The following is an 11,842-nucleotide window of genomic DNA, read 5'->3' on the forward strand; positions in this document are numbered from 1 at the left end:
GGCACAAATTGGGCGAACGCGCTGGCAAGGGCAAATGCCGCCACCCCGCTTTTCGTGATGAAGATCATGCAGGCTCTGTCGATCGAACCCATCCTTCGAACGAAGGAAGCGTGGCTCGCACGGCCGTATAGGATGTCAGGTCAGAAGAGGAGTTCCAACATGCAAAAGTCTCAATATGCCTTGATGGCCTTGTCGTTCCTTGGGTTCGCCGTGCTGTCTGACACCCCGGCCGCCATCGCCCAGGTTCAACCGCTTCCTCCGATTCCGCAGGCGCATGACCGCTTGGTGATCGGAGGGAGTTTCGGCATCCGCTATATGCCCGTGATGTGTATCCGGGCGCAGTGCCCGACAGGAAATTACTCCGTGACCCTTGAAGGCGTACGGATCGGCACCTTTAGGACCCTGATCCTCGTCAGGACCGTAGACGGCCGGGTACAGTCGACCCGATTTGAGGGGCGACACCTGAGTGACGACTTAGAGATCGAAGGTCGGCTGCAGGTTGATGGTGACACGGCGACGATCGACGTGTGGCCAACGGCGGAGGCAGCGCAGAAGCCGTGAGGCGCTGCCCGACCCCGTCTGCTGCGCCACATGCCGTGGCTTGCCTGCAGGACCACCGCGAAAATGTCCTTCAATCGAATGAAGCGCCCAAAGCGACAGCGATCCAAAGTTGCAGCATCACAATGCCGCAGTGGCATCCAGCAAAAGGAAAAACGACCATGATATCCAAGAGAAACTTGATGAGCTTGACCCTTGGCGCCGCAATCAGCGTGCTCTCCTCAGTCAACTCCGGGTCAGCGCAGATGCAGAGCGGTCCGCTGCATGTCCAGCCGTACGACCATATCATTAGGGGCGATTCCACCGGTCGGACCATGAGGGACCTGATCAGGATCGTGCCGACCCAGCTTCGCAACAGAGGGTGCTGGTTCTACATGGACCCAAACGGCCAAGGGCAGCGCATGCGGCAGGTCGTGACGGATTTCGTTCCCGGCAGCGAAGGCGCTGCGCTTTACCACACCATCACCACGCGTCTGGGCAACACGTGGAACAACAGGATTTCCTCCGTCCAGTGCGACTTCGACGCGAGCGTCTACTGCTACGCAACGCTGTATCGCGAGGCGGACTTCGTCGGCCAGAGCACAACGATCCGGGGTGATTCAAATCGCGTGGTCAACCTGACCGGAGCTACCGGGTGGGACAATGCCGTCACCTCCTTCAGAGTCGTCTGCTCGGCAAGAAGCTGAAAATTGTCGCATGTCCGCGGGCCGAAGGCACGTGCCCTCAGTCGACCAATAAAGGTTCAAAACCCGCCGCGCCGGTCATTTCGCCAAAGTCCGGTGCGCGGGGCCGTAATGCCGGGGCGCGCAACGGCTCATGCCCTTGCGGGCTGGGCAATGGCGCAGACCGGCATGCCGGATGATCCAGCGCCTTCTGGCGCGGCCAATATGACGGCTGCGATGCTCGACCGTCTCATCCGTCACCGCGACATCGTCGAAACCGGCACCGACGGCTGGCGCCTCAAGACCCGCACCTAAGCCCGGTTGAAACGCTGACCCGAGACGGCGGCACAGCCTGAAAGGCCACGCCGCCTCGGCCCAGCTCCCGTCCCGCAAGAGGGGTTCATTTTGCGCGCCGATGATGGGGGGCGTCTGGATGCCGATTGGCAGTTTGCGAGTTGGACCCGGCCAAGAGATGGTACGACCGCCTCCCTCCGCCTCCGCCGCCGCACGCCCGAAAATATGGTGGATAGCGCCGGATGCTGCGCCGATCCATCTGCGCCACAGGCCGCGCCGGTTAACAACGCTGGCGGCACCAAGCCGAGGGAAGACCTCGGAGGTTGACGGAAGTTGATCCGTCAGCGACGCTCACTTGGCCAATTGGAGCGTCGATGCGGTGGACGAAACTCTAATCGAGAAAATCTACGAAGCGGCCTTCATCCCGGAACGCTGGAATGACGTACTTCAGAAACTGGCAGACGTGTCCGGTGGCGTCTCGGCGGCAGTGATCGTTTATAACGGGCTCATTCAGCCTCGGTGGCGCAGCACCCCGTTGATCGACGAGGTGTTGACAGGATATTGCACATCCGATGCGTGGAAAGTCAGCGAGCTGACCCCGTATATGTTGAATGTCCCGCCGGCAGCCTTTTTCTACGATGCCGACTATTTTCCCGGAGAGGTACTTTCCCGGGATTTGATGCGTGCACCGCTGAAAGCCCTCGGGATCGGAAATCAGCTTGGCACCTTGATGCGCATGCCCACCGGTGAAAACGTATGCATCACGATTGAACTGTCAGTAAATTCCACGCGCCCGGGGAACCAACTGATGGACGGCTTGGCGGGGCTGCGTCCGCATCTTGCCCGCACAGGGCTTATGGCAGCGCGATTGGGCCTTGAACGTGCGCAGGCAGCCGTTTCCGTTCTTGCCTCGATGGGACTGCCCGCTGCCGTCCTTGCGCAAAACGGACGCGTGCTTGCCGCAAACACGTTGCTGGAGAGCGCCAACGGTTCGGTGATCTTTACCGCGATGGGAAAATTGGCGCTCCGCCATCGCGCTGCAAACATGCTGTTTCAGGAAGGGCTAAGCCAAGCTGCTCGGAACACAGTGGTCCGTTCCATACCTGTGCGATCAGACGGCGGAAATGCGCCCTGCATCGTGCATATATTGCCAATAACGGGAGCGGCCCACGATATTTTCGACAATGCCGCGACGGCGGTTGTCATCACTCCGGTCAATGGCGCCAATGCACCGGATACCGTGATGTTGCACGGCCTGTTCGACCTGACCCCGGCCGAGGCGCGATTGGCTCAGCATCTTGTCGAAGGCCGCTCAACGGGGGGGGCTGCGGATGCCCTGGGGGTGTCGATTACCACGATCCGCAGTCAGCTCAGTGCAATTTTCTCCAAGACCGGTACGAAGCGTCAGTCCGAATTGACAAGCCTGCTTTCGTCGCTCGGTTCCATCAAGGGCGGAGAAGGGTCGAAACCGCGCTCAGGCTAGGGTCAGGAACGCGGATCTCAGCGCACCCCAATTCGACAACCTTTGACCGATGGCCTCGACCCTGCGTTGCGGTTTGTGATGTGGCCATAGGCTGAGCTCAAAGGGTCGCCCGATGTCCGCATGTCGCCGTCCGACCGTCAGGCCCATCCTGCGATGCCTGTGAGGAAGGGGTCAGACGGCTGTTCCGGGGACAGAGGCAGGCGAAATCATGCAAATGAAGGATGCAGCATCATTGCCGGGCGCCGAAGATGGCTGACAACGCTTCGGCGGCTTCTGACATGCAACGGCACGGCAGCCAAGACACTGCGCGCTGCCCGAAATCGGGGGATCTGCAAATGGACACACCAACACACAACGACGGCAACATGCGTGCTGCGCCTCCGTCTGAAGATATGCGCCGCAACCGACTGTGGTTTCGATGCAAGCGTGGGGTCCGCTGGCTTGCGGCCGCCGCCACTGTAGCGATCGTTGCATCGGCGGCCACGACCGGTGCCAATGCCCAGATCAGCGAGCCCGGATTAGTAGGGGCTGGCAGCATGACACAAGATCTTCGATGCCCACCCCGATCCCTTCTGATCGGGTTCAACATGCGCACCGGGTATCTTCTGGACGCCATCCAGCCGATTTGTGACGAAGTGAACCCCAGCGTCTCAGGCCTGCAAGGTAGTCCAGTTGTCCTCAGCTTGGTCGGTGGCACGGGTGGGGGTTGGCAACAGATCCGGTGCCCGGCGGGCCAAGCAGTCCATATGCTGCTTACCTACGTCAACGAAAATATCCGCGGAAACGGGCAGACTTTGCCACCAGCCATCAATCACGTTCGCCTGGGCTGCACTCGTGTTCCCTACAGGGACCATTATCGTGAAGTGACCCCCACCTTCAGCGGCAGTTATACCAGCCCCGGCCGTCTTCGCTGCCCGCCCGGCGAATGGATTACTGGAATTCGCTACGGCTCCGATGCCCATTTGCACCTTGAGCGGCCCGAAGTCATCGATACGCTCGGGGTTCTGTGTGGCCAGCTTCCGCCGCGCATCCTCGTCGATGCACGCCCGGAAATCTCGGACATGCCAGTAGATCTCACACGGCCAATTGAGATTGAGACAACTCTGCGCCAGACTCGCGCCGTGAGACTTGCCACGGACGTCTATGATCACCCAGGAAGCCGCCGGATCGGCGTACTGCAAGTCGGTGAGACGGTCACCCTGCGCGAGCGCTGCCAGACGGACAACTGGTGCCGCATCCGCACCGCACAGTTCCCCGATGGCTGGGTCTACAGCGGGCCGGACTACAATTCGCTTGGTCTGTAAAGCGTATCGCCGCCGCCGGCGGGGCCTGCCCCCAAGGATACTGGCCCGCCTGCTCGGCCCTTAGACCTTACTGCAAGGCCTAAGGGCAGTTTGGGTTAGGATGGCGATAGAGATCCGTTCCCGTCAGATACAGGCGCTACACCAAGGATCGCTGCCTCGCTGGCATCGGGGAGCAAGCCGACGCAATGTTTGCGCAACGGAATGTCATGGCCCTTTCCCGGCCCGGCCACATGATCTGCGTGCCACTGTGCGTTGACAAAACACCAAGCGAAATATTCACCACAGCTCGACCGGTGCCGCCGTTGCCGGTTCCGTGACTTTGGCCCTCCGTGTCCGGATTGTACGCCCAAGAAACAAGCTACTGTTAAGCTTTGTCCGCCTTTGTTGGCAAGTCTTGCCCCTCATGGGGCGACGGGGCTGGTTCTCAGAGCGCATCAGCAAGCACACGGACCACATGCAGCGCGGCGCGCCCGGATCCGTCCACGATCTGCTTTCGACAACTCGTGCCGTCCGCCACAATGACGTCACCTGCCGAAACCGCACGCACCGCCGGCAAGAGCGACAGCTCGCCCATGGCCACTGACGTGTCATAGTTTTCCGCCTCGTGGCCGAACGCGCCGGCCATCCCGCAACAGCTCGACTCGATGGTCTTCACCACAAGACCGGGAACATGGGCCAAAAGGGTCTGGGCTGCGCTCAACCCGCCCAGCGACTTCTGGTGACAATGCCCATGAAGATGGGCAGTCCTTTGCCCCCGGTCCAACAGCGGCAGCGTCACACGTCCGGCGGCGATGTCGGCGGCCAGCACCTCTTCGACGAGGAATGCGGCGTCCGCCAAGGGTTTTGCTTCTTGTGCCGGGAGGAGAACAAGAAACTCGTCTCGCATGGTCAAGAGACAGGACGGCTCAAGGCCAACGACCCGTGCTCCGGCGGCGACGAAGGGCGCAAGGGCGTCCAGAGTGCGCCGCGCCTCGGCGCGTGCCTGTTCCACCAGCCCGGAAGACAGAAAGGTCCGCCCGCAACACAGGGGGCGCCCACCGGTCGTTGCAACGTGGTGAACGCGGTATCCGGCTGCAGTGAGCACGCGCAGGGCCGCCGAAAGGTTCTCGGGCTCGAAGTAGCGATTGAACGTATCGGCGAACAGCACAAGATCCAGCCCGTCACCCCGCACGTCGGCAGGCGTCGAGTGACCGGCCTCCCGCCATGGTGATTGCCATTTCGGCAAGGGTCGGCGGGCTGACAAGCCGAGGACCCGTTCACTCAGCCATGGCAGGCCGGGCAGCCGATCCCGCAGGTTCGCCAGCCCGCGCAGCCGCGATGCAAGCGGGGCATAATGGGGCAGAAAGGCCACGAGGCGGTCGCGCAGGCTCAGCCCGTGGCGCAACTGGTACTGATAGTCGACTTCGACCTTCATCTTGGCCATGTCGACGCCGGTCGGGCATTCGTGGCGGCACGCCTTGCATCCGACGCAAAGCGACATGGTCTGCTTCATCTCGGCGGATGTAAGGGCGTCCGGGCCGAGTTGCCCGGAAATGGCCAGCCGCAACGTGTTCGCGCGCCCGCGGGTGAGGTGCTGTTCGTCGCGGGTGACGCGGTAGCTGGGACACATCGCGCCACCCGCCAGCTTGCGGCAGGTGCCATTGTTGTTGCACATCTCGACGGCGCCGCCGAAGCCACCTTTTTCCGACCAATCCAATCCGGTCCGAACTGGCATCGACACTTTGTAGTCTGGCGCAAAGCGCATCAGGTCTGGGTCATCCATCTTGTAGGGACGCACGATCTTGCCCGGGTTCAGACGTGCGGCGGGGTCGAACTCGTCCTTCACGGTCTCGAATGCGCGGACAAGGGTCGGGCCGAACATCCGTTCGTGGAACTCCGAGCGCGAGATGCCGTCACCATGTTCGCCCGAATGCGAGCCCTTGAAATGGCGGACGAGATCGCAGGCCTCCTCGGCGATCGCGCGCATTGCGTGCAGGCCGCGCGGGTCCTTCAGGTTCAGGATGGGACGCACATGAAGGCATCCGACGGATGCGTGCGCGTACCAGGTTCCCCGAGTTTGATGGCGTTCGAAAAGATCGGTGATCGCGTCCGTATAGTCCGCAAGATGTTCGAGCGGCACGGCGCAGTCTTCGATAAAGCTGACGGCCTTGGCATCGCCCGCCCCGGACATCATGATGTTCAGACAGGCTTCGCGCATTTCCCAGATGTCGCGCTGAACCGCAACATCGGACACTTTCACCACAGCGTCGGGATGGCCGTGATCCGCCATGCAGGCGTCGAGACGGGCCAGCTCCGCGCCCAAGGCGGAGGCATCCGGACCGGCGAATTCGACCAGAAGCAGGCAGTCGGGCCGCCCACGCGTAATCTGACCAAGGATCTTGCGGAACAACGGGATGTCGGCGCCGAGCGTCAGGACGTTGTTGTCGACAAGTTCAACGGCGGTCGGCCCGAGTTCGACCAAGTGGCGCGTCACCTCCATCGCGGTCCGGAAGGACGGGAAATGACAGATCCCCATCACACGATGTTCGGGAAGTCGGGCCAGCTTCAGCGTGACCGCGCTGGACAAGGCCAGAGTACCCTCCGAACCGACCAAGAGACCGGCGTAATTCGGCTCGTCGGCAAGCAGTTCGTCCAGATTGTAGCCGCCGACCCGCCGCTGGACCTTTGGGAACATCTGGTCGATTTCCGCACGCTGACGTTCGGCAAGCGAGCGCATCGCATGGGCAAGCGTCCAAGAATTGGCCGACGTGCCCTTGCGATCAAATGCGATGGGTGTGCCATCAGCCAGCATCCCTTCGATGCCAATCACATTGTCGACCATCTTGCCATACGCGAGCGAACGCGCCCCGCAGGAGTTGTTCCCGGCCATGCCTCCGATCGTGCAGCGTGACGCGGTAGATGGTTCTACCGGAAAGAACAGGCCGTGCTCGCGCAGGCGCGTGTTCAAACTCTGCAGCACCGTACCCGGTTCGACCCGTGCCGTCTGCGCATCGAGGTCGATCGAGAGCACATTGTTGAAGTGACGGCTGAAGTCGACAACGATCCCGGGTCCGATGGGCTGCCCGTTTTGCGACGTGCCGGCACCCCGCGCGATCACCGGAACGGAATGGCGCGCGGCCACCCCGATCACGGCGGCCACGTCCTCGGCATCACGTGGAAAGGCCACAGCTGCCGGCATGATCTGATAGATCGATGCGTCTGTCGCGTACCGGCCACGCGTGAAGGCATCGCCCGCGGCCGAGCCCTTCATAACTCCGTTCAGTTCCCGCGCAAGCGCAACAGCGTCTCTCTCCGTTACGGCCGGTGCTGCCGCCATGGTGGATCTCGCTGAGAAAGCGCGCTGAGTGTCGGTCATCCGGGATTTCCTCAATTTCAGTGAGGCAAGAAAGAATCGCTTGCCACAATTGTATACATTATGCTTGTCTTGAGGATACGCAAGACCCGGTCATCGGATGCCATCCTGGTCACCGGAAACACAAACGAAAGAAATCAGCATGTATTCAGCCGGACGCCAATTCCTTCAAATTCCGGGGCCAACGAATACGCCGCTGCCCATACTCGCCGCCTTGGCAAAGCCCACGATCGATCACCGCGGACCGGAATTCGGCGCGCTGGGTCGCGAGGTTCTGGAAGGTGTGAAAGAGGTCTTTGCAACAGAGCAACCGGTTGTCATCTACCCGGCATCGGGAACCGGTGCATGGGAAGCGGCCCTCGTGAATACGCTGTCGCCGGGCGACACGGTGCTGATGTACCAGTCCGGCTGGTTCGCGACCCTGTGGCGCAAAATGGCGGAGAAACTGGGCCTCAAGGTGGAGTTGCTGGAGGGGGACTGGCGTTCTGGTGTTGATGCTGCCCGCATCTGGGCGGTTCTCGCCGAGGACAAGGCGCACCGGATCAAAGCCGTTTGCGCAGTTCACAACGAGACATCGACTGGGGTGACATCGGACATCGCCGCGCTGCGGCGGGCGATGGATACCACTGGGCATCCGGCACTTTTGATGGTGGATACGATCTCGTCGCTGGGGTCGATCGACTATCGGCATGACGAATGGGGCGTGGACGTCACGGTCGGCGGATCGCAGAAGGGTCTGATGCTGCCCCCCGGCCTGTCGTTCAACGCGGTATCCCAAAAGGCGCGCGCTGCTGGAAAGACAGCACGGATGCCGAGGTCTTTCTGGGATTGGGAAGACATGATCGCGGCCAACGTGAACGGCTTCTTTCCCTACACTCCGGCGACCAACATGTTGCAGGCGCTGAAGGTCGCCCTCGACATGCTCCGGGAAGAGGGGCTGCCGAACGTATTCTCGCGCCACAAGCGCGCAGCAGAAGCGACGCGGGCTGCCGTGCGCCACTGGGGCTTCGAGACGCAATGCGCGGTCGATGCCGAACACTCCCCCTCGCTCACCGCCGTTCGCCTGCCCGAGGGTCATTCGGCCGACGCCCTTCGCGCTCAGATCCTGACCAACAGCAACATGCCTCTCGGGAATGGCCTCGGCCAATTGGCCGACCGTGTGTTTCGTATCGGTCACCTCGGGGATTTCCACGATCTGATGGTCACCGGCACGCTCAGTGGTGTCGAGATGGGGCTTGCGGCGTGCGGAATCCCGCATCGGGCGGGCGGTGTGGATGCTGCAATGCGCAGCCTGGCAGGTAACAATGCGCCGGGCGGCCTGCTCAAGGGATCGGCGGCATGAAGATCGCAAAAGTCACGGCCACCGTCCATGCCTTCGATACGGTTCTGCCGATAGTTGGCAAGCCGGCGGGCGACTCGGTGAGGGTCATCTGCGAGGTCGAGACGACCGAGGGGCACGTGGGCATCGGGATGGCCTCGCGCTTTCTGCCCCACGCGGTAGCCTCTGCGGTGGTCAACCATTTGGGGCCAGTGGTGATCGGCATGGACCCCCGCGATCTCGAGCGGATCCACGACCGTCTGCACAAGATCGTCTCGGAACGAGGCCAAACCCTCGGCGTCAACATGCTGGCGCTGTCCTGCATCGACCTCGCCCTATGGGACATCGCCGGAAAGGCAAGCGGCCGGACTGTCGCACAACTGCTCGGTGGGCACAGCGACCATACGGAGGCCTACTGCACGTTCGGGTTCGGTGCTTTCGACCGCGACCAACTTGTCGAGGTTGCTCGCGACCTGCAGGGCAAGGGCCATCGTCGGTTCAAGATGCTTGTCGGTGTGGCCAAGGGCGGCATCCGGGAGGATGCCCAGCGTGTCCGGCATGTTCGGGATGCGCTCGGCCCCGATACGCCGCTTGCCATTGATGCAAATGAAAGCCTGACCCTCGATGAGGCGATGCGGTTGTCCAAGATGGTGGAGGATTGCGACATCGCCTGGTTCGAGGACCCGGTCTTGCGAAACGACCCAAGGGATCTGGGGCTTTTGCGCAAACGCACGACGATACCGTTGTCCGCCGGTCAGATGGACGGCCATTCCGATCGGTTCCGCGCCTTTGTCGAGCATGACTCGATCGACATCTTCATGCCCAACAGTCTTTACAATGGCGGCATGACCGAGACCCGGCGCGTTGCGCATCTGGCCCAGATCTACAATCGGCCACTCTCGGACGCAGGTGGCGGGGGGATATTCTGTCTCCATCACGTTGCGGGCTTCCGCAACGGAACCCTCAGCGAAAGTCATCTTGGCGTCGATCAAGTCGAACGCCAAATCTTCAAATCGATCCCCGAAGTCAGGGAGGGGCGCATCGCGGTACCCGATGCGCCGGGCTTTGGGGTGGAGCTCGACAGGGACGCGATGCGCGCAACTCTGAAGGCGAACTGATCAGGCGGCACTGAACGGCACGATAACAAAAACAATGTGCCGGAACGTTGAGACAAACCAAGGGAGAGAACATAAGATGACCATCTACAAGACATTCGGAAAGCTTGGCGCCGCGCTTGTGCTCGGCGCAGCAATGGTAATACCCGCCCTTACCCAAGCGCAGACGCTCGAGCTGCGCATTTCGGGCGAAAACCCGATGACGGGTCTGGATCTCCAGATGGCCGAACGCTTTGCCCAGAACCTCCAGACGGCATTGGGTGATGGCTTCGCCTTCGAATTCTTTCATACGCAGGCGCTTGGCGATGAAACCGTCCATATGCAAATGATCCGCACCGGCCAGATCGATGTCTATCCGATGGGCTCGGACGCGGTGTCACTGGACAGAAGCTGGGCGATCTTTGACATGCCGTTCCTGTTCAGCGACCGCGAAACCGTCGCCCGGCTCCTCGACGGCGAGGTCGGTGAGATGCTGCGCGCCTCGATGCGGGAGTCGGCCGGGCTCGAAGTGCTGGCCTTTGGCGAGCTCGGGTTTCGCAACATCACCAACAATGTCCGCCCGATCGTAGTTCCCTCTGACCTCGAGGGCGTCAGACTCCGCGTTCCCGGCAGCCAAGCACGTATCCTCGCCTTCACCGCGTTCGGGGCTCAGCCGATCTCGATGAACATGGGTGAACTCTACCTTGGCCTGCAGCAGGGCACGGTCGACGGTCAAGAAAATCCTCTGATCACGATCAGAAACCGGTCGTTCTTCGAAGTGCAGGACTACATGTCGCTGTCGCGCCACGTCTATTCGCCGGTGACGCTGGTCATGAACGGGGCCCGGTTCGACTCGCTCACAGACGAACAGCGCGCCGCAGTCATTGCGGCCGCACAGGAAGCGGCGGAGTACACCCGCGGCCTCGGTGCGCAAGCCGATGCGTCTCTCCTGGAAGAGCTCGGGCAGAGCATGGAGATCAACGAGATCGATATCGAGGCTTTCCGGGCCGCTTCGGTTCCGATCTGGGAAGCCGTCGGTGACATGGCTGGCAGCGAGTTCGCCGCCCAAGTCGTGGCCGCAGCTTCGAACTGATCCCGCAAGGAATGCCGCACGCAGCGACCCACGCTTTCGCTGTGTGCGGCGTCATGTCCTCCGAGACCAACTGAATGGACCATCCAATGCAGGACCGGCTACCGGAGGGCAGCGTTCCCATCAGCGATGCCGAACTGGCGCGTCAGGTGGATGAAGCTGCCCGAGCGACCGAATTCCAAGACCTCGACATCGGCCGGAGCCGCCTCGACCGTGCGATCAACGCTGTCGCCGAAGCGCTGGGCGTGGCCGTCCTGCTCACCATCGTGACAGTGGTGTTCCTGAACGCACTGGGGCGATACGCGCTTGGTTTCGTCTTTATCTGGGGGGATGAGCTGGTCCTGTCACTGCTGCCCTGGTTGGGCATGCTGGGTATGTTCCTGTCGATCCGCCGGCGGCAGATCATCCGCATAGACTTCTTTGCGCAGCGCCTCGGGGCCAGGATGGAGACCGTGCTTGCGTTCGCGACACATCTCTTCTCGGCTGCGATCTTCGTCTGGCTGGCGATCGTGTCGCTGAAGTACCTGCAATTCTTCGGCGGGGATCAGATGATCTATGTCGGTCTGCAGAAGGGTTGGTTCATGGCGGCAATGGTCGTTGGTCCCGCGATCGCCGCCGTCGCGTATCTCGGCTTGCTGGTCCAGGACTATTTCAAGCGCAACCGCTCTGACATCGCATGACCGCCAG

General features: G+C 61.7%; 10 protein-coding genes. 9 read left to right on the forward strand and 1 reads right to left on the reverse strand.

The window, feature by feature from the left end; genetic code table 11:
* Positions 1 to 57 precede the first annotated feature (57 nt).
* From C7455_RS05100 to C7455_RS19855, 5 genes are all read left to right on the forward strand, one after another.
* The gene (locus tag C7455_RS05100; RefSeq protein ID WP_109666251.1) at positions 58 to 561 is read left to right on the forward strand and encodes a hypothetical protein; all 504 of its coding nucleotides are present in this window, start codon (positions 58 to 60) and stop codon (positions 559 to 561) included.
* A gap of 179 nt (positions 562 to 740) precedes the next feature.
* Positions 741 to 1,244 carry a hypothetical protein gene (locus C7455_RS05105; RefSeq protein ID WP_146199933.1) on the forward strand — a complete coding sequence of 168 codons (504 nt, stop codon included), beginning with the start codon at positions 741 to 743 and terminating at the stop codon, positions 1,242 to 1,244.
* A gap of 165 nt (positions 1,245 to 1,409) precedes the next feature.
* Positions 1,410 to 1,535 carry an ATP-binding protein gene (locus C7455_RS20425; protein WP_281269402.1) on the forward strand — a complete coding sequence of 42 codons (126 nt, stop codon included), beginning with the start codon at positions 1,410 to 1,412 and terminating at the stop codon, positions 1,533 to 1,535.
* A 334-nt stretch (positions 1,536 to 1,869) separates the two neighbouring features.
* Positions 1,870 to 2,997: a helix-turn-helix transcriptional regulator gene (locus tag C7455_RS05115; protein ID WP_109666256.1), complete on the forward strand. Its 1,128-nt coding sequence runs from the start codon at positions 1,870 to 1,872 to the stop codon at positions 2,995 to 2,997.
* Between the two features lie 248 nt (positions 2,998 to 3,245).
* Positions 3,246 to 4,301, forward strand: coding sequence for an SH3 domain-containing protein (locus C7455_RS19855; RefSeq protein WP_146199934.1), 1,056 nt, complete (start codon positions 3,246 to 3,248; stop codon positions 4,299 to 4,301).
* Between the two features lie 424 nt (positions 4,302 to 4,725).
* Here the strand turns inward: C7455_RS19855 and C7455_RS05130 are convergent, their stop codons facing one another.
* Positions 4,726 to 7,656, reverse strand: coding sequence for an FAD-binding and (Fe-S)-binding domain-containing protein (locus C7455_RS05130; RefSeq protein ID WP_425450623.1), 2,931 nt, complete (start codon positions 7,654 to 7,656; stop codon positions 4,726 to 4,728).
* Positions 7,657 to 7,795: 139 nt separating this feature from the next.
* Between C7455_RS05130 and C7455_RS05135 the strand changes: the two genes are divergently transcribed.
* The 4 genes from C7455_RS05135 (at position 7,796) to C7455_RS20430 (ending at position 11,835) form a co-directional block, all read left to right on the forward strand.
* A complete protein-coding gene (locus tag C7455_RS05135) occupies positions 7,796 to 8,995 on the forward strand; it encodes a pyridoxal-phosphate-dependent aminotransferase family protein (protein WP_109666262.1) in 1,200 nt (399 codons plus the stop codon).
* Positions 8,992 to 10,089, forward strand: a complete 1,098-nt coding sequence (locus C7455_RS05140; protein ID WP_109666263.1) for a mandelate racemase/muconate lactonizing enzyme family protein — start codon at positions 8,992 to 8,994, stop codon at positions 10,087 to 10,089. The genes C7455_RS05135 and C7455_RS05140 overlap by 4 nt, the downstream gene beginning before the upstream one ends.
* Before the next feature lie 76 nt (positions 10,090 to 10,165).
* Positions 10,166 to 11,158, forward strand: a complete 993-nt coding sequence (locus tag C7455_RS05145; protein ID WP_109666265.1) for a TRAP transporter substrate-binding protein — start codon at positions 10,166 to 10,168, stop codon at positions 11,156 to 11,158.
* An 86-nt stretch (positions 11,159 to 11,244) separates the two neighbouring features.
* Positions 11,245 to 11,835, forward strand: coding sequence for a TRAP transporter small permease (locus tag C7455_RS20430; protein ID WP_170119003.1), 591 nt, complete (start codon positions 11,245 to 11,247; stop codon positions 11,833 to 11,835).
* Positions 11,836 to 11,842 lie beyond the last annotated feature (7 nt).

The sequence above is a fragment of the Roseicyclus mahoneyensis genome (assembly GCF_003148775.1).
In the GTDB taxonomy this organism is placed as follows: domain Bacteria; phylum Pseudomonadota; class Alphaproteobacteria; order Rhodobacterales; family Rhodobacteraceae; genus Roseicyclus; species Roseicyclus mahoneyensis.

Coding starts and splice junctions, on each gene's coding strand:
- C7455_RS05100 (WP_109666251.1), top strand. CDS start 58: ATGAAGATCATGCAGGCTCTGTCGATCGAACCCATCCTTCGAACGAAG.
- C7455_RS05105 (WP_146199933.1), top strand. CDS start 741: ATGAGCTTGACCCTTGGCGCCGCAATCAGCGTGCTCTCCTCAGTCAAC.
- C7455_RS20425 (WP_281269402.1), top strand. CDS start 1,410: ATGCCGGATGATCCAGCGCCTTCTGGCGCGGCCAATATGACGGCTGCG.
- C7455_RS19855 (WP_146199934.1), top strand. CDS start 3,246: ATGGCTGACAACGCTTCGGCGGCTTCTGACATGCAACGGCACGGCAGC.
- C7455_RS05130 (WP_425450623.1), bottom strand. CDS start 7,656: ATGACCGACACTCAGCGCGCTTTCTCAGCGAGATCCACCATGGCGGCA.
- C7455_RS05135 (WP_109666262.1), top strand. CDS start 7,796: ATGTATTCAGCCGGACGCCAATTCCTTCAAATTCCGGGGCCAACGAAT.
- C7455_RS05140 (WP_109666263.1), top strand. CDS start 8,992: ATGAAGATCGCAAAAGTCACGGCCACCGTCCATGCCTTCGATACGGTT.
- C7455_RS05145 (WP_109666265.1), top strand. CDS start 10,166: ATGACCATCTACAAGACATTCGGAAAGCTTGGCGCCGCGCTTGTGCTC.
- C7455_RS20430 (WP_170119003.1), top strand. CDS start 11,245: ATGCAGGACCGGCTACCGGAGGGCAGCGTTCCCATCAGCGATGCCGAA.